Source organism: Burkholderia sp. AU31652, assembly GCF_002223155.1.
GTDB lineage: Bacteria > Pseudomonadota > Gammaproteobacteria > Burkholderiales > Burkholderiaceae > Burkholderia.
In genome coordinates, this window is the sequence record NZ_NKFG01000005.1 from 436,138 (window position 1) to 455,780 (window position 19,643).

Annotated in this window: 16 protein-coding genes; 6 read left to right on the forward strand and 10 right to left on the reverse strand. The window is 65.2% G+C overall.

What is annotated here, in order from left to right:
- Positions 1–6 precede the first annotated feature (6 nt).
- Together CFB40_RS19525 and glmS are read right to left on the reverse strand one after the other, a co-directional pair.
- Positions 7–2,619, reverse strand: coding sequence for an AAA family ATPase (locus CFB40_RS19525; RefSeq protein WP_089432109.1), 2,613 nt, complete (start codon positions 2,617–2,619; stop codon positions 7–9).
- 534 nt (positions 2,620–3,153) lie between these two features.
- Positions 3,154–4,983 (reverse strand): glutamine--fructose-6-phosphate transaminase (isomerizing), encoded by a 1,830-nt coding sequence (glmS, locus tag CFB40_RS19530; RefSeq protein WP_089432110.1) that lies wholly within the window; start codon positions 4,981–4,983, stop codon positions 3,154–3,156.
- Positions 4,984–5,138: 155 nt separating this feature from the next.
- Between glmS and CFB40_RS19535 the strand changes: the two genes are divergently transcribed.
- Positions 5,139–5,630: an Lrp/AsnC family transcriptional regulator gene (locus tag CFB40_RS19535; protein WP_060312384.1), complete on the forward strand. Its 492-nt coding sequence runs from the start codon at positions 5,139–5,141 to the stop codon at positions 5,628–5,630.
- 59 nt (positions 5,631–5,689) lie between these two features.
- On the opposite strand, the gene panB is transcribed toward CFB40_RS19535, so the two are convergent.
- Positions 5,690–6,547, reverse strand: a complete 858-nt coding sequence (panB, locus tag CFB40_RS19540; protein ID WP_089432111.1) for a 3-methyl-2-oxobutanoate hydroxymethyltransferase — start codon at positions 6,545–6,547, stop codon at positions 5,690–5,692.
- Between the two features lie 77 nt (positions 6,548–6,624).
- Here panB and CFB40_RS19545 point away from each other — a divergent pair, with 77 nt between their 5' ends.
- Complete coding sequence (locus CFB40_RS19545; RefSeq protein ID WP_069250717.1) at positions 6,625–7,443, forward strand: AraC family transcriptional regulator; 819 nt, start codon at positions 6,625–6,627, stop codon at positions 7,441–7,443.
- 19 nt (positions 7,444–7,462) lie between these two features.
- Here CFB40_RS19545 and CFB40_RS19550 read toward each other — a convergent pair whose 3' ends face one another.
- On the reverse strand, positions 7,463–7,996 hold the full coding sequence (locus CFB40_RS19550; RefSeq protein ID WP_089432112.1) for a methylated-DNA--[protein]-cysteine S-methyltransferase: 534 nt from the start codon (positions 7,994–7,996) through the stop codon (positions 7,463–7,465).
- Positions 7,993–9,471 carry a bifunctional transcriptional activator/DNA repair enzyme AdaA gene (locus CFB40_RS19555; protein ID WP_089432113.1) on the reverse strand — a complete coding sequence of 493 codons (1,479 nt, stop codon included), beginning with the start codon at positions 9,469–9,471 and terminating at the stop codon, positions 7,993–7,995. The genes CFB40_RS19550 and CFB40_RS19555 overlap by 4 nt, the downstream gene beginning before the upstream one ends.
- 322 nt (positions 9,472–9,793) lie before the next feature.
- Here CFB40_RS19555 and CFB40_RS19560 point away from each other — a divergent pair, with 322 nt between their 5' ends.
- Positions 9,794–11,086, forward strand: coding sequence for an MFS transporter (locus tag CFB40_RS19560; protein ID WP_069252842.1), 1,293 nt, complete (start codon positions 9,794–9,796; stop codon positions 11,084–11,086).
- 78 nt (positions 11,087–11,164) lie between these two features.
- On the opposite strand, the gene CFB40_RS19565 is transcribed toward CFB40_RS19560, so the two are convergent.
- The gene (locus CFB40_RS19565; RefSeq protein ID WP_089432114.1) at positions 11,165–12,268 is read right to left on the reverse strand and encodes a LacI family DNA-binding transcriptional regulator; all 1,104 of its coding nucleotides are present in this window, start codon (positions 12,266–12,268) and stop codon (positions 11,165–11,167) included.
- 82 nt (positions 12,269–12,350) lie between these two features.
- On the opposite strand from CFB40_RS19565, the gene CFB40_RS19570 reads away from it, so the two are divergent.
- Entirely contained in the window at positions 12,351–13,184 is an 834-nt protein-coding gene (locus CFB40_RS19570) for an NAD-dependent epimerase/dehydratase family protein (RefSeq protein ID WP_089428365.1), read from the forward strand.
- 203 nt (positions 13,185–13,387) lie between these two features.
- Positions 13,388–14,113, forward strand: a complete 726-nt coding sequence (locus CFB40_RS19575; RefSeq protein ID WP_089428364.1) for a tetratricopeptide repeat protein — start codon at positions 13,388–13,390, stop codon at positions 14,111–14,113.
- A gap of 63 nt (positions 14,114–14,176) precedes the next feature.
- On the opposite strand, the gene CFB40_RS19580 is transcribed toward CFB40_RS19575, so the two are convergent.
- The 3 genes from CFB40_RS19580 to CFB40_RS19590 form a co-directional block, all read right to left on the reverse strand.
- The gene (locus tag CFB40_RS19580) at positions 14,177–14,497 is read right to left on the reverse strand and encodes a DUF1330 domain-containing protein (RefSeq protein WP_089429181.1); all 321 of its coding nucleotides are present in this window, start codon (positions 14,495–14,497) and stop codon (positions 14,177–14,179) included.
- A 223-nt stretch (positions 14,498–14,720) separates the two neighbouring features.
- Positions 14,721–15,425: a hypothetical protein gene (locus tag CFB40_RS19585; protein ID WP_089432115.1), complete on the reverse strand. Its 705-nt coding sequence runs from the start codon at positions 15,423–15,425 to the stop codon at positions 14,721–14,723.
- A gap of 104 nt (positions 15,426–15,529) precedes the next feature.
- Complete coding sequence (locus tag CFB40_RS19590; protein ID WP_089432116.1) at positions 15,530–16,000, reverse strand: MerR family transcriptional regulator; 471 nt, start codon at positions 15,998–16,000, stop codon at positions 15,530–15,532.
- Positions 16,001–16,077: 77 nt separating this feature from the next.
- On the opposite strand from CFB40_RS19590, the gene CFB40_RS19595 reads away from it, so the two are divergent.
- Positions 16,078–17,322, forward strand: coding sequence for an NADH:flavin oxidoreductase/NADH oxidase family protein (locus CFB40_RS19595; protein ID WP_089432117.1), 1,245 nt, complete (start codon positions 16,078–16,080; stop codon positions 17,320–17,322).
- Between the two features lie 171 nt (positions 17,323–17,493).
- On the opposite strand, the gene CFB40_RS19600 is transcribed toward CFB40_RS19595, so the two are convergent.
- Positions 17,494–19,611, reverse strand: a complete 2,118-nt coding sequence (locus tag CFB40_RS19600; protein WP_089432118.1) for a TonB-dependent receptor — start codon at positions 19,609–19,611, stop codon at positions 17,494–17,496.
- Positions 19,612–19,643: the final 32 nt, after the last annotated feature.

The window sequence follows — 19,643 nt, forward strand, 5'->3', positions numbered from 1 at the left end:
TTGGAATCAACCTCTAGCCGCACGAATTTCGGTGCGTCGACGAACAACCAAGTCTCTCCAAGATTCGAGCTTCTCAATGTCTTCACTGAGTTCATCAGGGTGCGGAATAGGTAACCTGCCGACCCGGACGGCGGCATCGTGCTCGAACTTTGAGCTTTTTCCCATCCCTACTTCAATCGCGCGATAGTCGTCGTCCGAGACAACGACTTCTCTCAATTTGAGTGTGGAGACACCCTCGCCGAAGCGTTGAATCGCTCCATTTAAAAGGACTTCTTCCACGCATCGCTCCCAAGCAAGGCGTAAATCACCGTACGCTCGCGCCGTGAGCGCGCGATGCCCGTCTTCATCTCCAGCGGCATGTACTTTGCGAATCTCCACGAGCATCTGCCGAAGCTTGCCAATGCGATTCTTCGTCCCGAGCACGTCGAAGGGAAGTCCTTCGGAATGCGCGCCGAATCCCTCTCTGGTACGACGGATGTAATTTGGCTGGAGCGTGGCTTTGAGTTCGTCAGCCTTCTGTTCAAGAATGCACAGGAAATAAATGTCGTGCGTGAAAATGATGACCTGCCGCTTGAGTGACTCTTCGACCAGACGCTCCGCGACTTCCCATCGGCGACGATGGTCGAGTGACGAGACGGGGTCGTCGAAGACGATGCCGCCGCGTCCACCGCTGAGCTTAGTTTCGGCGAGGAACGACGCGATAGCGATGGCGCGCTGCTCGCCTTCACTGAGAATGTCCGCAGGCGTCGCGCTACCCGGGAGTTGAAGCGTCAGCTTGAATTGCGTGCGGCCGCCGGGCGATTCAGGCTTCATGACGACTTGCAGTTCATGACACTTCAGCCTCTTGAGCTCCTCGTTCAGAGCATCTGCCAACTCCGTACTTGCAAGGGTTCGGGAAAGGTCTGTTGACTTACGAGAAATCCCACGCGTGTCCGTCCCTTCGATGCACTTTTGCAACTTCGCGCAATACTCGTATTTCGACATGGCCTCAAGCACGGCATCCTTCACTTCGCTGAGCTTGTGCCTTGCGTCGAGTTCCGTTCGCTCGGCCACCAGCTTGGTGCGGGCGACCTCGTCGGCGGAGGCATCGAGGGCCTTTGCCTGAGTTTCCAGTGTGTCGCAAACCTCTCCGAGTCGGACGATGGCGTCGTTTGGCACTGTGGACACTTTTTCCCACGACAGGGTGCCGCCGGAAGCGAGCAACGCTTCGGATTGTCGAGTCTTCAAACTGGCTTCCGATTGCTCGCAAAGCGGCAACAGTTGTGTGTCCAGCGTGTTCAGCTCTTCCTTCATGGCAGCGTCAATCGTGAAGTCGAGCTTCGCACCCTTTATCGAGTTATACGCGTCCTTCGCCAGGTTTCGCGCGTCCTTCGCGGCTTGCTCAACCCTGTCCTTGATGAACGCGTCGAAACGTCCCAGCCTGCCTGCACCTTCTGCGCCCAACTCGTTCTGGCAAAGAGGACACTTCGCGTCTTGAGCAAGAGCAGAAATATCGTGGCCGGCGTGGGAGATGGCTGCGAAGTCGCGAGCCGCATCGAACAGCGTCTTCCACTCATCGCCTCCAGTGCCAGGCAACTGACCAGGTTCACTTCGAAAGGCTTCCGCGGCGGCGTCAGCGACTTTCTTCGCGGCGTTCGATTTGCCAATAAGCTCCTGGAGATTCTGAAGCTTTTCGATGGAAACAATCCCGAGCCTCGTCTCTATCTGTGTCTTCAGTCCCTTTACACGTAGCGCCTTGTTTCGAATCTCTCGAGCTTTGGTCTTCGGGTCCGCTTCGGAAAGCGTCCTTGTCAAAACTTCTCGGCGTTTGACGTCCTCGTCCGACAGCGTGGTCAGCGCCGCAATCTCTTCTCTGGTGGTTTTCTTGGATATGCCGCTGAGTGCGCGACCGACGGCGGTGGTCTGGTTGATGAGCGTAGCGTACGCCGCATCGCTCGGTGACGAGTCGGTTTTCTCTTTCGTCGCGCGGGCCCTTAGTTTCCCGCACAGCGTTACTAGTCCTTCGAGAATATCGAGCCCGTACGGCACATACGCAAAGTCGCCTTGGTTGTCGATATACGCCCGGGCGCAGTGGGTGTCGAAGATTGAGATGTCGGCGAGCGGTATGGGCGGTTCTGCACGATGTTTCCACTTGAAGTCGACGGTCGTGCCATCGACGATAGTCTCAAACACAGCCTGTGCAATTCCGACATCCTTCGGGTCGAGATGCGCGTTGGGGAGGATGGGCTCCCTTCGGTCCCGCGCGCGGCAGGCGTGTTTGAAGATTCTGGAATAGCCAGATTTCCCAGCGCCATTTTCGCCGTAGATGACGGTCAAGCCGGTCGGCGAAATCGGGAGTCGGCCGCCTTGAACCAAGGCGTTGACGTGCTGCAACTCCTTGACGGCGACAATCTGGACCAGTCGGGCGGGATTGGTCTGGGGTGCGACCTCGGCGCTTTCCAACTTCTTGGCCACTCGGCCGTTCTCGTCAGGGATGCCGGATTCAGCTTTGGCAAGCGCATAGAGATCCTCGATGTCCTCGGGCGATAGCTCACGATTTACATACAGTCGGGCAATAGCGTCTTGCTGCCAGGCCGAAAGAGTCTTCGACCACTGGTAGATTTCATGGATGATTGTCACTGGTCAAGTCCCCTCTGAATTTATCGCGACCGAAGCAGTTGCTTTAGTTGGTGTTTTATTTGAAATGGGCTCTGAAATTTCGATGTTATACGTTCGTTTACAAAAGCGTATACCGAGAAATCAGTTTTTTTGACGAATACTGTTGCAAACGTTTTCGACAAGACGACGAAACGTCGGGAGACTATCGTCGGCAACGCCGAACGTTTCGCGATGCCCGGCTCGTGTTTGGGCATACATTCTTCGTTTCGGGACATTGGACGCTAGCAGAGCTGCGGCCTGGGGTGCAGGTGGAAAACTGACGCCGGCATGATTACTCAGCACGCAGAGACCCTATGCAACGTATGCCAGGATGCTCGGACAATCGCAAAAAAGGGCGCTGGAAATGGTTCCAGCGCCCCTTTGACAATAGTTCTGGTTACGCCTTGTGCGACAAGGCTCAGCGATAGGTCAGCCCCCGTAACCGAATTCACATGGAGGGGCCTGCAACTGAAATTAATGCAACTTAGCAGACCCGAATCGCTGATTCGGAGCCCCTCACTCCACCGTCACCGACTTCGCCAGATTCCTCGGCTTATCGATATCCGTCCCCCGCGCCAGCGCAGCGTGATACGCGAGCAGTTGCATCGGCACCGTATGCAGGATCGGCGAAAGCGGCCCGTAGTATTCGTTCAGCCGAATCACCTCGATCCCCTCGCTCGGCACCAACCCACAGTCCACATCCGCGAACACAAAAAGCCGGCCATTCCGCGCACTGACCTCATGCATGTTCGACCGGAGCTTTTCGAGCAGCATGTCGTTCGGCGCGACCGCAATCACTGGCATCTCGTCACTCACCAACGCCAACGGCCCATGCTTCAGCTCCCCCGCCGGATAAGCCTCCGCGTGAATATACGAAATCTCCTTCATCTTCAGCGCGCCTTCCAGCGCGATCGGATAATGCATCCCGCGCCCGAGAAAAAGCATGTTGTCGCGTCGTGCGAGCAGTTCCGACCAGGCCATGATCTGCGGCTCGAGCGCGAGCACTTTCGACATCGCATCCGGCAGATGCCTTAGCGCACGCAGATGCTCCTTCTCCTCGTCGTCGCTTAACCGCCCACGCACCTGCGCAAGCGACAGCGTCAGCAGAAACAACGCAACGAGCTGCGTCGAGAAAGCCTTCGTCGAAGCCACCCCGATCTCGATCCCTGCGCGCGTGACAAACTGCAGCGCACATTCCCGCATCAACGCGCTCGTGGCGACATTGCAGATCGCGAGCGTATGCATCATCCCGCTGCGCTTCGCGACATGCACCGCCCCGAGCACATCAGCCGTCTCACCACTCTGCGACACCGCGACAACGAGCGTGCGCGGATTCGGCACACTGTCGCGATACCGAAACTCGCTGGCAATTTCCACGCTGGCCGGCAGCTTCGCGATGCTCTCGATCCAGTACTTCGCCGTGAGCGCCGCGTGATAACTACCGCCACACGCGAGCAACAACACCGAATCGACGTCGTTGAAAACCCGCCAAGCTCCATCACCAAACAACTCCGGCATGATCGAAGACACATCGAGCAACGTATCGGCCACCGCCTGCGGCTGTTCAAAGATCTCCTTCTGCATGTAGTAGCGATACGATCCGAGGTCGGCCGCACCGCTATGCGCGGCGACCCGCTGCACCGCGCGTTCGACACGCTGGCCGGCTGCATCGACGATCCAGTATCGGTGCAGCTGGATATCGGCAACATCACCGTTCTCGAGGTAAGCGATGCGATCGGTAATCCCCGACAGCGCAATCGCATCCGACGCCAGAAAATTCTCCCCTTCACCGACACCCACGACGAGCGGCATGCCATCACGCGCGCCGACGATCCGATGCGGCTCGTCGCGGCACATTACCGCGATTGCATAGCTGCCGCGCAGTCGCGCAACCGCACGCCGTACGGCATCGAACAGATCGCCGTCGTACAGATGATCGATCAGATGCGCGATCGCCTCGCTGTCGGTCTGGCTCGCGAATACGTAGCCATGCGCCTGCAGTTCCGCACGCAGTTGATCGCAGTTCTCGATGATCCCGTTATGCGACAGCGCGATGCGCGCATTGGCGTCGCTCGGCGAGAAGTGCGGATGCGCATTGAGCGTGACGGGCGCGCCGTGCGTGGCCCAGCGCGTATGCGCGATGCCGGTGTAGCCCGACAGCGCATGCTCGGCGATCTCGCGCTGCAGGTTGGCCACACGATCGACGCTGCGGGCGCGCGCCAGCGCCCGGTCGCGGTACACCACGACGCCGCACGAATCGTAGCCGCGGTATTCGAGCCGCTTCAGGCCGTCGACCAGGTTCGGCAGGATGTCCCGCTGGGCGACCGCCCCGACAATTCCACACATATCGCGCTCCGTAAATGTCCTGTCTGGATCAGTGACAGCGATGGTAGGGCGAGCCAAATGGAATTAAATTTCAAAATACAAGAACAAATGAAACGAATGGTAGATCATCTATCATGTTGAAATTAAATTTCACACCCTGACCGGAAGGAGCCCCGATGGCCGGCATCACCCTCGACGATCTCGACCTGCGCATCCTCGCGATCCTGCAGGACGACGCGTCGGTGTCGAACCTGCAACTGGCCGAGCGGGCGCTGTCGTCGCCGCCCACCTGCATGCGCCGCGTGCGCCGGCTGACGGAAGCCGGCGTGATCCGTCGGCAGGTCGCGGTGCTCGACCCGGTAGCGATCGGCACGGCCGTCACCGCGCTGATCGAGATCAGCCTCGATCGGCAGACGGCCGAAGACTACGACGCGTTCGAGGCGTATGTGTGCGCGGAGCCGGCCGTCACGCAGTGCTATCGCGTGTCGCCGGGGCCGGATTTCGTGGTGGTGGCCGATCTGGCCGACGTCGCCGAATACGACGAATTCGCGCGGCGGCTGTTCACCGGCGCATCGAACGTCCGCAACGTGCGGACGTTCTTCTCGACGCATCGCGCGAAGTTCGAAGCGAACGCCCGGGTCACGCACGCGATGCGCAAGCGCGTGTGAGGTGATCGCACCATCATTCGCCATGCGTTCACGAATGCCTTCGCGACGTCATCACGTCATCACGCAGCCGCATCATCCGCGCCCATCAGTTGCAGCGGCTTGCCATACCCAAAGCAATGCGCGGGTTCCGGAAACACACGCTGCCGTACGTCGTGCGCGTACTGTCGGATCGCATCGCGCATCACCGCATTCGCATCGGCATAGCGCTTCACGAAGCGCGGCGTGTACGCATCGAATGCGCCGATCATGTCCTCGGTCACGAGCACCTGCCCGTCGCACGCGGGCGACGCGCCGATGCCGATCGTCGGGATCGTCAGCGTTTCGGTGATATGGCGCGCAAGCGCTTCGGCCGTCCCTTCGACGACGACGCTGAACGCGCCGGCCCGTTCCGCCGAACATGCGGCATCGAACACCTGCGCGGCCGAGCGCGGGTCCATCCCCTGCGCGCGGAAGCCGCCCGTCGCGTTGGCCCGTTGCGGCATGAGGCCGACGTGCGCCATCACCGGAATGCCGCGCTCGGTCAGGAAGCGGATCGTGTCGCCCATCTCGCTGCCGCCTTCGAGCTTCACGCCCTGCGCGCCGGTTTCGGCGAGCAGGCGCGCGGCGGAGCGATACGCTTGCGCGGGCGATTCCTGGTACGTCGAGAACGGCAGGTCGACGACGACGCATGCCTGCGCGGCGCCGCGCACGACGGCCGCACCGTGTGCAATCATCATGTCGAGCGTGACGCGCAGCGTATCGGGCATCCCGTACAGCACCATGCCGACGGAGTCGCCGACGATGATCACGTCGGCCACCTCGTCGACGAGCTTCGCCATCGGCGCGGAATACGCGGTCAGCGACACGAGGCTGCCGATGCCCTTGGTCGAACGGATCGCGGTGACGGTCTTGCGGGTGGTGCGGGTATGAGCGCTCATGAGCGGAAGCCGTGTGAAAGAAGAGCCGCCACGGTAGCATCGCGCTCGTTCGTGCAATGACCTTCGGAGGACGTCTTATGGTGCTGGCGGGACAATCGGGTGACCCTTACGCGGTGCCGCCGATGGCGCGCCTGCCGAGGCCGCTGTATGTGCGTGCGTTCGGGATTCCCGGCAACGTGAGCATCGACGCGCACAGTCATCCGTGGGCGCAGCTGATGTATGCGACGAGCGGCGTGCTCGAGGTATCGACGCCGTCGGGCCGGCACCTGCTGCCGCCGCACTATGCGATGTGGATTCCGCCGCACGTGCCGCATGCGGTGTCGACGCGCGATTGCGTCGCGTTCCACAGCCTGTATCTCGATGCGGCGATCGCGCGCGACGACGTGCACGACGATTGCGCGATCCTCTGCATGACGCCGCTGCTGCGCGAGCTGGTGCTCGCTACGGCCGAATTGCCGGTGAACTACGACGAGACGGGGCCGGACGGTGCGCTCGTCTGCCTGATCGCGGACCGGATCGCACGCATGCGGCAGGCGCCGCTGACGGTGCCGCTGCCGCGCGATCCGCGTCTGCTGAAAATCGCGCGGGCGTTGCATGCGGATCCGGGCGATACGCGCAATCTCGACGAATGGGGGCATCAGGTCGGCGCGACGCGACGCACGCTGTCGCGCCTCTTCCGGCAGGACACGGGGCTGTCGTTTACCGAATGGCGGCAGGCGGTGCGGCTGCTGGCGTCGCTGCCGCTGCTCGATGCGGGCGAGCCGATCGGCGCAGTGGCCGCGCAACTGGGCTACGACTCGACGTCGTCGTTCATCGCGCTGTTCCAGGCGAAATTTCAGGTGACGCCCGGTGCGTATGCGAAGCGTGAAGCGCGCCGGCCCGTGTTGAACGCGTGACGCGGCCGCACGCCTCCCCTCAGAACGCGAGCGCCTGTTGCACCGGATGGTGGGCGCCGCGCTCGAACCCCGCGCCTTCGAGCGACAGCAGCGCGCGCTTGCGATCGATGCCGCCCGCATAGCCGGTGAGGCTGCCCGATGCGCCGACCACGCGATGGCACGGCACCATGATCGACACCGGATTCCGGCCGACCGCACCGCCCACGGCGCGCGCGCCGCTCATCGGCAACCCGACGCGCTCGGTGATGTCGCCGTACGTCACGAGTTCGCCGAATGGAATCGCGAGCAGTTCCTTCCATACCCGTCGTTGAAACGCGGTGCCTCGCAGGTGAATCGGCACCGAGAACGTTTCGCGCATGCCGGTGAAGTACTCGGCGACTTCTTCCGCGACCTTGCGCGCAAGCGGCGACATCGCGAGCGCGTCTGCCTCGGTCACGATCGCAACCGGCGGGAAGTATTTCTGGCCGACGAAGTAGAGGCCCGTCAGCGCATCGTCCTCGATGCGCACGGCGATGTCGCCCAGCGGGCTCGGAATCAGGTGAGCGGGAGTCATCGCGACACATCTCCATGAAGGCGCCACACGTGCAGTGCGGCATACGCGCGCCACGGCGCCCAGCGCGCCGCATGCGGCGCGGATGATGGCACACGGGCGCGTTCGCTGCGCGCGGGCAGCCACGCATCGTCGGCCGGGAACGCATTCGGCCAGGCCATCGCGCGCATCGCGACGTACTGCACCGCGTGCTCGTCGAAGCCGGGCAGCGCGCGCAGTGCGTCAAGCGTCGTGTCGAGCGGCGCCATCGGTTCGAGCGAGAGCGTGCCGTCGTCGACGGCGCGGGCGAGCGACACGATCGCCCGTGCGGGTTCGCGCGCGATGCCGATCGTTTCAAGCGCGGAAGGCGGCAGGGCGGCCAGCGTCGCGGCGGAGGGCAGCGCGTGCGTGAGGCCCGGCGGCGCGCCTTTGATCGATGTGCCGAAACGTTCGGCGATGCGCGCCAGCACCGGCGCGCCCGCATGCGTCGCCGCAAGCTGTTCGCCTGCAATCGCTCGGATCGCGATCTCGACGCCGTCGAACGCGCCGGGGACACGCAGGCCCGGCGAGCCGCTCGCGAGTTCGCCGAGATGCGCGTCGATCACGTCGGGGCGGCTGTCGAGATCGAACAGCCGGCGCACACGCGCGAGCACGGCCGGTACGACCGGTGTCAACGAGGGCGATACGGTGACGGCCAGCGCGAAGCGCTGCGGCACGTGCGCGACGGACAGCCAGCCGGCAATACGCCTGCTACCGCCGTTGACGTTCGGGTTCGGCAATTCGACGACACGCGCATAACCCTGCGCATCGATCCGCTCGACGCCGTCGATCTGCCGCTGCGCGAGAAAGCGCATCAGGTCGTCCCACGCGAACGGCGGGCGATACGGCAGCGGGAACGTCATGTCGCCATCGGCCGACGCGCGGGCTCCTTTGCGCAGCCGGAGTGGATTGAGGCCGTACCGCTGCAGGAACAGGTCGTTGAAGCGCCGCACGCTGCCGAACCCGGCCGTGGACGCGACGACGGCCACCGGCAGCGCGGTATCGGTCAGCAACCGCTTGGCCATCAGCAACCTGTGCGTCTGCGCGAACTCGACCGGCGACACGCCGAACTGCGCGCCGAAGATCCGGCGCAGGTGGCGTTCGGTCACGCCGACACGCCGTGCGAGCACATCGACGGAATGCGCGTTCAGGAAACCGTCCTCGATCAGCGTGGCGGCCGCGTCGGCGAGCGTGCCGGACAGGTCGAGCAGTCCGTGGCCGGGCGCGAGCTCGGGGCGGCAGCGCATGCAGGGTCGGAAGCCGGCTTTCTCGGCGGCCGCGGCGCTCGGGTAGTAGCTGCAGTTCTGCGCTTTCGGCGGCTTCACCGGGCAGACGGGGCGGCAATACACGCCCGTCGTCGCGACGCCGACGAAGAACCAGCCGTCGAAGCGGCGGTTCCGCGAAAGCAGGGCGTCATAGCAGGTGTCGGGATCGAGGCGCATGAGACGACTGTAAACCATCCCGCCCGCCGATTCTGGCTGGAATCGGACATGTGTCTCGGCGGCCGCCCTCGCGCACGCCGGTCGGGAAAATCGGGGAAAAACGGTTAATGCCATGTAGTGAAACAGTCGTCTCTTTTGCGGTTGACTAATTTGAGATGACTCATCGAAATCCCCGACTGACAGGGCATGGGCGCACGTCCTATTCTTTGAAAAACGTTTTCCAGATTGATCGGCGGAATCGGCCGTGCGCGACAGGCGCGCCGCCGTCCGCCCCGGCGCCGGTCGCCGGTCAACGAATATCGTGCGGCGCGACGGGCGCGGCCGCGCATCGGAGACATTCATGCAATCTGCCGTCGTCGGCGCCGTGCGCGCAGCCGCCAGCCGCTACCGCTGGACCGTCTGTGCGCTGCTGTTTTTCGCGACCGTCATCAACTACATGGATCGGCAGATCCTCGGCCTGCTCGCGCCGATGCTCCAGCACGACATCGGCTGGAGCCAGGTGCAGTACGGCCGCATCGTGATGGCGTTTTCCGCGTTCTATGCGCTGGGCCTGCTCGGCTTCGGGCGCATCGTCGACCGGCTCGGCACGCGCATCTCGTATGCGCTGGCGATGCTGGTGTGGAGCATCGCCGCGATGCTGCACGCGGCGGTCGGCTCGGTGATGGGCTTCGCGTTCGTGCGCGCGCTGCTCGGCATCGGCGAGGGCGGCAACTTCCCGGCCGCGATCAAGACGACGGCCGAATGGTTCCCGCGCCGCGAACGCGCGCTCGCCACCGGCATCTTCAACTCGGGCGCGAACATCGGCGCGGTGTTCGCACCGGCGATCATCCCGGCGATCGCGGTGGCCTACGGCTGGCGCGCGGCGTTCGTGATCGTCGGCGCGATCGGCATCGTGTGGCTCGCGGTGTGGCTCGTGCTCTATCGCCAGGCCGATACGCGCGCGCTCGCCGCCGAATACGACGAGCCGCGCGACGAAGCGGAAGCGCTCGACGCGGCGAACGCGAATGCCGGCGCGCCGCGCTGGGGCGAACTGATCCGCAAGCGCGAGACGTGGGCGTTCCTGATCGGCAAGTTCCTGACCGACCCGGTGTGGTGGTTCTACCTGTTCTGGCTGCCGAAGTGGCTCAACGAATCGCGCGGGATGGACATGCAGCACATCGGCCTGCCGCTCGTCTGCATCTATGCGCTGACGACGGTCGGCAGCATCGGCGGCGGCTGGCTGTCGTCGATGCTGCTGCGCGCGGGCTGGAGCGTGAACGGCGCGCGCAAGACGGCGATGCTGATCTGCGCATGCTGCGTGCTGCCGATCGCGTTCGTGTCGCAGGTGCAGAGCCTGTGGGCCGCGGTGCTGATCGTCGGCCTCGCCGCCGCCGCGCACCAGGGCTGGTCGGCGAACCTGTTCACGACGGCGTCCGACCTGTTCCCGCGCCGCGCGGTGGCATCGGTGGTCGGCATCGGCGGGATGGCCGGTTCGATCGGCGGCGTGCTGTTCTCGGAAGTGATCGGCCAGGTGCTGCAGCGCACGGGCCACTACTGGGTGCTGTTCGCGATCGGCGCGTCGGCCTACCTGATCGCGTTGGGCGTGATGCACATGCTCACGCCGAAGATGAAGCCTGCGCAGCTCGACGCATGAGTGCGTGATCGCGCGTCGACAAACGAACGCGCCGCCCTTGGGCGGCGCGTTTTCTTTTGCAGGCGCGAAACAGGAAACTCAGCCGACCGCGGCCGTCGACGCGCGCATGATCAGCCGCGGCTCGAACGTCGAATAGCTCGCATCGGTGCGGCCCGCGAGCGCGTCGATCAGCTTCTGCATCGCGAGCTCGCCCATGTTCTCGCTCTGGATGTCGACGGTGGTCAGCGCGGGCGCCGCGTATTCGCCGTACGGCACGTTGTCGATGCCCGCGACCGACACGTCCTGCGGCAACCGGAAGCCGAGCGACGTGGCCTCCTTCATGAAGCCGAGCGCGATCAGGTCGTTGTAGCAGATCACGGCCTGCGGGCGCTGCGGCCCGAGCATCACGCGCGAACACGCACGCTCGCCGGCTTCGGCGGTCGGCGCATGCGCATCGTGCACGTCGAGCGTGAGCCCGGCTTCCGCGAGACAGTCGCGCGCGCCCTGGATCCGTTCGTCGTTCACGCGTGCCGTGCCGAAGCCGAGATACGCGATGCGCGTATGGCCGAGATTGAGCAGGTGGCGCGCGAGCATGTAGGTCGACAGCCGGTTGTCGATGCCGACGCTCGGAATCGGCAGGCCGGGGCTGCGACGCAGCAGCACGAGCGGCTTGTTGAGATCGAGCATCCAGCCGGCTTCGTCATCCGGCATCCGCGTGCTGACGATCAGCCCGTCGACGCGCTGCGCGAGCGCCTCGATCAGCGAGCGTTCGCGCGCCTGGCTCTCCTCGGTATCGACGAGCAGCAGCGTGTAGTCGTGCTGCAGCGCGACGCGGTTCGCGCCTTTCACCACGTTCGTGAAGTGCGGGTTGCTGATGTCGAGGATCACGAGGCCGATCGTGCGCGTGCGGCCGGTGATCATCGAGCGCGCGAGCGGGTTCGAACGGTAGCCGAGCCGCTCGATCGCCTCCTTGAGCCGGGCCTCGACGGTCGGCGAGAAGCGCTGTGTGCCGTTCACGTACTTCGAGACCGTCGCGACCGACACGCCGGCTTCCGCCGCTACGTCGCGGATCGTCGGGGAAACTTTTTTCATTCGAAGGGTAACGTTTTCGTTCCGTAAGGCCGGATTGTGGCAGAAAAAGGGCACACGCGGCCACGCGCCGATATCGGGAAAGTGCGGATGGCTGCCACCGGGTTCGACCATTGACGTTCGGCGGTGCGCCCGCGTATAGTTGGAAAACGTTTTCCGATTCAGTCAGATTTCAGGTCAGATGCAAGGAGATTCAATGAACGCCTCATCCACCGGCGCGCGCAAACCGTTCGGGCGCCTGCTGCTGACGGGCGCGGCCGGCAACCTCGGCCGCCAGTTGCGCGGCGCGCTCGCCGACTGGGCCGACGTCGTGCGCGTCAGCGACATCGCGACGCTCGGCGACGCGGCCGCGCATGAAGAAACCCGCGTCGTCGACCTGGCCGACCGGGCCGCGGTGATGCAGCTCGTCGACGGCGTGGACGCGATCGTCCACCTCGGCGGCATTTCGGTCGATGCGCCGTTCGACGATCTCGTCGGCGCGAACATCACCGGCACGTACAACCTGTACGAAGCCGCGCGCAAGCACGGCGTGAAGCGCGTCGTGTTCGCGAGCTCGAACCATGCGATCGGCTTCCATCCGGTCACGGAAGTGCTCGACGCCGATTCGCCGCTGCGCCCCGACAGCCTGTACGGCGTGACGAAGTGCTTCGGCGAATCGCTGTCGCGCTACTACTTCGACCGCTTCGGGATCGAGACCGTGTGCCTGCGGATCGGCTCATCGTTCGAAGTGCCAAAGAATCCGCGCATGCTCGTGACGTTCCTCAGCTATCGCGACTTCATCGAGCTGGTGCGCTGCTCGCTGCTGACGAACCGCGTCGGGCACGCGATCGTGTACGGCGCGTCGGACAACCCGGTGAAGTGGTGGGACAACACGAAGGCCGGCTTCCTCGGCTTCCGTCCGCGTGACAGCTCCGAGCAATTCGCCGGGCTGTTCCCGGTGACGGCGCCGACCGCCGACTACGATGATCCCGCGCAGCGGTTCCAGGGCGGCGGGTTCGTCGTCGGCGAGCCGATGGAGCGCAAGGGGTAGCCGGCACGGTGGGGCGAGGGCCGCTTCATTGACGACGGATTTGCGATTGCGGTAAAAGGAAAGCCATCCGGTGCGACAGGTTCCGCCATGCGGGGCCGCAGAACGACGATACGCACCGGACGGCTGCATGCGAAGCGCGACACGTGGGGGCACGATGTCGTGCTTCGCCGCAATCCGATCGAATAATCACAATATCGAGAGCAATGAAAAAAACCCTATTGGCGCTGTGCGCCGCGCTGGCCGTTGCGCCGGCATTTGCCGACCTGAAGGACGGCTTGGCCGCCTACGAGAAGAAGGACTACCAGACCGCCATCCCCGAGCTGACGACCGCGGCGAACGCGGGTAACGCCGAAGCAGCCGCGTTGCTTGGCAAGTACTACCGCTACCCGGGCAGGGACGACGAGCAGGCGGTGAAGTGGAGCTTCATCGCCGCCCAGCATGGCGACGTGAAGATGCAGTACGACATGGCCGTACGGATCGACGATATCGCGTGGCGGCTGTTCCGTCGTGAAGAGGATCCGGCCAAGCGCTATTTCCGCGTGGCCGCGGATTGCTTCCAGCTGGCAGCCGACCGTGGCTACGCGCCCGCGCAGAGCGCGCTCGGCTTGATGTACGACATGGGGTTGAAGCTGCCCGCGGACCTCGACAAAGCCACTGCGCTGTATCGTTCGGCCGCGCGCCAGGGCGATCCGCTGGGGCTCGAAAGCATGGGGACGCTCTATCAGAAAGGCCGTGGCGTGAAGCAGAACCAGCTGACCGCGTACACGTTCTACCTCGCGGCGCTGAAATCCGCAAAGGGCAGCCGCAAGGTCGAGTTCTCCGAGGTATCGGCCGCCGAGCTCGACGGCGTGCTGTCGGCGCGCGATCGGGAGAAAGCGAAGGCGACGGTCGACGCGTGGGAGCCGGGGCAGCCGCTCGAAGGGATGTAACGCCGCCGTCGGCGCGTGGCGGCCCAACAGCCCGATTGGCGACCGGCGGCGCGTAATGCTTCGTCAGCGCAGGATGTCGGTCGCCTTGTGCCGCGCGTCGACGCCGTCGATCAGGATCAGCGGGCCGCTCGCGTGCCGCGCGCGCAGCGGCTGGATCTGCCGGTACGCATCCGATTCGTACCACGCGCGCGCCGTGTCCAGATCGGGAAACGCGATCGCGATCAGGTCGCCGCGCCACACGCCTTCACGTACCTCCGGCCGCGCGCCGTGAATCACGAAATGACCGCTGAAAGGCGCGAGCGTGCCGTCGATGCGTTCGAGATATTCGACGATGTCGTCGCCCATCTCGACGTCGTGCAGGTGGGCGATGGCGTAGGCGGTCATGGCGGGCTCCTTGATGTGATGCGCTTCGTGCGTCGATGGAGCCATCATCGTGGCGCGGGCGGCGCGCGTCGATTACCTGCGACGTAAGCAAATCTGCGCGGCGAAGGGGGCAGGCGCGTGCCGGCAGACACACTGCGCGTGCGGCGCGGCAGCGTCCGTGCATACCGCTTATCCGCACGCATCGTCAGTCGCGGCACGGCAGCACGGCGGCGCTGCGTCACCGTCAACGCGTCTTGCTGCAAGCCGGATCGCTACCTCGCCGCTCGGCCGAATCACACCAGTAACCCGGCCGCCACGCTTCGAACGTGACCGCTTTCGCCGCATTGGCGCGCGTGACGCGCACCGGGTCGGCCTTCAGCGCATCGCCGTTCGGATCGTCGTTGAAGCGCCAGTTCCGGAACACCTCGCGATGGAACACCCACGTGCGATGCGCGCTGTCGTAGCGAAACGTGACACGGTCGCGCCAGTGGTCATGGCCCGCGAATACGCCCTGTTCGACCGTGAAGGTGCGCGGTTCGACCGTGAGCGCGTTCTCGGCGACGCCATCCAGATACGGGTCGCCCATTCCGCCTTCGTCGGCTTTCATGATCACGGCGTCGTTGCGCGCCGCGAGCCGGTAGTGCCCGTCCTTGTCCGGCAGGAAGATCATCAGCGGACGCAGCGACGCCTTGCGCATCGAGTCGTCGGGCTGATGCGCGACGACGACATAGCCGACATGGGGGCTGTCGGTCAGTCGCCCTGACGCGGCATCCATCGCTTCGTAGCCGGCGGGCAGCTGCGCGACGATCTCGTCCGGAAGGTCGGGGGCGGCGGGGCAGGCGAACGATGCAGGCGTATCGGCGCACGTCCTGGCGCAAGCGTTGCCGACGCCGATGCCGAACGTCAGCAGTGCGGCGACGAGGAATCCTGTGGTGCGGGGGATCGTCATGCGGATCGGGTCTTGAAGTCGCGCCGCGGAAGCCGGCGCACGCGCGTCGACTCGTCTCGCCGCCGCGGAGGTTGATTGTTTGTCAGATGACGCAGCGTAACCAGTCATGCGCGCTTGCGTGTCGGCCGCGGGACCGGCGCGGGCACCGGTGCCGACGCCGGCGCTTCTTCGGCCTGCGCGCACAGGCGGTCGAGCATCCGTTGCGCGGTTTCCGTGCAATCCTCGCCCTCCGGCTTGTTCTCGATTTCCTCGATCAGCACCTCCAGATGTTCCCGGTTCTGCGCGAGACGCTGTTCGAGCCGCACGATTTCGTCGACCTTGTGCCGCAGCGCGACCAGCAGCTCGTCGCGCGGCCACGCGCCGAGATCGGGCGGCAACACCGCGCGGATCTCGTCGAGCGCAAAACCCGCGCGCTGCGCGCGGTCGATGATCGCGAGCCGCGTCAACGCTTCCGACCCGTATTCCCGATAGCCGTTGGCCTGCCGGCGGGCCGGTTCGAGCAGCCCGCTCGCTTCGTAGAAGCGGATGCGGGACGCCGCGAGGCCGCTCGCCTTCGCCAGTTCGCCGATTTTCATGCTGTGCTCCAAAATGGCTTGACCTTAAAGTTGACTTTAAAGTTATCGTTGGGCATCGTCAATCGAGGGTGCCCTCCATGAACCTGTTTACACCGCTGACACTGCCCAACGGGGCGGTGATTCCGAACCGTCTGGCCAAGGCCGCGATGGAAGAGAACATGGCCGATGCGAACCACGCACCGTCCGACGCGTTGCTGCGCCTGTACCAGGCGTGGGCCGATGGCCAGGTCGGCCTGATCCTGACCGGCAACGTGATGGTGGACGGCCGCGCGATGACGGGGCCGAACGGCGTCGTGCTCGAGAGCGATGCGCATCTCGACCGCTTCCGCCACTGGGCGCAGGTGGCGCGCTCGGGCGGCGGGCAGGTCTGGATGCAGATCAATCACCCGGGGCGCCAGATGCAGGCGGCGCTCGGCCAGACGACGCTCGCGCCGTCGGCCGTGCCGCTCGCGCTCGGTGCGCTGTCGAAGCAGTTCCCGGTGCCGAAGGAGATGACGCCGGCCGATATCGCCGACGTGCAGCAGCGCTTCGTGCGCGCCGCGCAACTCGCGGAGCAGAGCGGCTTCACCGGCGTGGAGATTCACGCGGCGCACGGCTATCTGCTGAGCCAGTTCCTGTCGCCGCTGACGAACCGCCGGCAGGACCCGTGGGGCGGCAGCATCGAGAATCGCGCACGCCTGCTGCTCGACATCGTGCGGGACGTGCGCGCGACGGTGTCGCCGCAATTCGCGGTCGCGGTCAAGCTGAACTCGGCGGATTTCCAGCGCGGCGGCTTCAGCGCGGACGACGCGAAGCGCGTGGTCGAACTGCTGAATCCGCTCGGCGTCGATCTCGTCGAACTGTCGGGCGGCAGCTATGAAGTGCCGGCGATGCAGGGTGAGGCACGCGACGGGCGCACGCTGGCCCGCGAAGCGTATTTCCTCGAGTTCGCGCGCGACATCACGGCGGTTGCGCGGATGCCGCTGATGGTGACGGGCGGCATCCGGCGCCGCGTGGTGGCCGAGCAGGTGGTCGACAGCGGCGTGGCGATGGTCGGCATCGCGACCGCGCTGTCGATCGAGCCGAACCTGCCGCGCGACTGGCGGGCCGGCAAGGACAGCGCGCCGGTGCTGGAACCGATCCGCTGGAAGAACAAGGCGCTGGGCGCGCTGGCCAACATGGCCGTCGTCAAGTTCCAGCTCACGCGGCTGAGCGTTGGCCGGCGCACGCACCCGCAGGTGTCGCCGCTGCGCGCGCTGGTCGGGCAGCAACTGGCCGCGCAGTGCCAGACGCGGCGCTACCGGAAGTGGATGGCGGGGCGCGCGGCGGGCACGCGTGCGTAACGTGCAGTCATGCGGCCCGGCGAGGGGTTCGTCGGGCCGCCGCTGCGCGCCGATCCAGGGCGTTCATGCGGTTGCGTGAGTGGCCGCGCCTTCGCGGTGAGGTCGCGATGCATGCCCCCGCCGCAGGGCATGCACACCGGCGGCGGGTGTGGCGCACCGCATCGCGCCGCATCAGAACCGGTAGCTCGCCACCACTTCGAGCCGCCGGTCGTTGCCGAGCAGGTACTGCGTCTCGTTGTAGTACGCGGACTGCACGAAGCGCCGGTTGAATACGTTGTACGCGCGCGCGGTGATCGTCGTGTCCTTGCGCGGCTTCCACGCGAGGCCGAGGTCGACGGTGGTGTACGACGGCATCACGAGCTGGTTCGCGGTGTCGGCGAAACGCTTGCCGACGTACTTGACGCCCGCGATGCCCGTCCAGTCCGGCGCGAAGCGCCAGCTCACCCACAGGTTCGCGAGCCGCTGCGGCACCGACACCGGCACGTTGCCCGCGCGCGACACCGTCGTGCCGCCGGACGTCTGCTGGAAGTCGTCGTATTTCGCGCGCAGGATCGACACGTTCGCGTCGACGCGCCAGTCCTTCGCGATCTCCGCGCCGACCGTCGCCTCGAGCCCGCGCGACGACTGCTGGCCGATCTGGATCGACTGGTTCGGGTTCAGCGGATCGGCCGTCAGCAGATTGCTCTTGACGATCCGGTACGCGGCCAGCGTCCATTCCGCCTTGCCGCCGAGGAACGACTGCTTCACGCCGATCTCGATCTGCCGGCCGGTCGCGAGCGTGAAGTTCGCCTTCGACGCATTCAGCGACAGCAGCGAGCTGATCGGATCGGCCGCGACCGAGTACTGGCCGTACACGGCGAGGCCGGGCTGCACGTCGTACACGGTGCCGATGCGCCAGCCCGTGTTCGCGAACACCTTCGTGAATGCGCCGCCGTTCACGAGATCGTCGCGGTTCACGCTCGCATGGTCGTAGCGCAGCCCGCCGATCACCGACCAGCGCGGCGTGATCTCCAGCCGGTTCTCGGCGAACAGCGCGTACTGGTTCGCCTGGCTGCGGTACTTCGGATAGGTGCCGGCCGTGTTGATGAAGCTGCCCGGATCGAAGTTGAACGGATCGACCGTCGACGTGCCCGAATACGGCGAGTTGTTGTCGTGCTGGAACGTCGTGTGATTGAACTCGAAGCCCGTCGAGAACGTGTTGCGCATCCCGAGCAGCGCGGTGGTGACGGTGGCCGCCGTCACGTTGCCGTACTGCTCCTGGTCGTGGAAGATTTCCGTGAAGCTGCTGCGCCGCACTTGCGCGGTCGACGGCAGGTACGTGTAGTACTCGGCGTCCTTCCAGTGACGGTTGCTCTTCATCCGGTAGAGCGTGCTGGTCACGTTCAGGCTGTCGCTCGGCTGCCAGTTCGCCGCTACCGTCGCCCAGCTGTCGCGGAACGCGATGTCGCTGTCGCCGACGTTGTAGTTCTTCTTGTCGAGCGCGCGATCGCGCGCGCCGTTCACGAGCGGCACGCCGAAATACTGCATCGGATGCTGGAAGCCTTGCGCATACGACGCCGTCACGTACAGGTCGGCGCTCACGTCGTAGCGCAGCGCGCCGGAGATCGACAGGTTGCGCGAATTGCCGCGGTCGACCCAGTTCGACGAACGGTTGCCGCTGATGTCGAAGCGATACGACAGCTTGTCGTTGATCGCGCCGCCGCTGCCGAACGCGACCCGCGCCGTGCCCTCGGTGCCGCCGCCGACCTGCAGCTCGTTCCGGATCGCGCCGCGCGTCGGCTTCTTCGGCACGATGTTGACGACCCCGCCGATCGCGCCTTCGCCGTAGATCACCGACGCCGGGCCGCGCAGCACGTCGATATGGTCGACCGACCACGTGTCGAACGGAAACGTGATGCCGATCGCGCCGTACGGGCGCACGCCGTCATAGAGCTGCGTGACCGACGACGCGCCGACGAAGCCGCGCGCGCCGAGCTCCGAGCCGCCGTTGCCGGGATGCGGCGATGCGCTGATGCCGGCGGCGCGGCTCACCGCGTCGACGATCGCGCTGTCGCCGCGCGTGTCGAGCGTCTTGCGATCGATCTGCTCGACGCTCGCGGGCGTTTCGAGCGAAGTCAGGCCGAGACGGCTGCCGGTGTCAAGCGGCTGCGTGAGCGGTGTCGCCTTCTGGGCGCTGACGCGAATCGGTGCGAGCGTGGCGCCGGCGCTCGCGGCATCGCTCTCCTGGGCTTGCCCGGCGGGCGAGAAGGCCGCGAGCAAGGCGGCGGGCAGCATCAATCTGAACTTCATGTTTCGAGATCCTTTGAATCTGTTCAATGCGG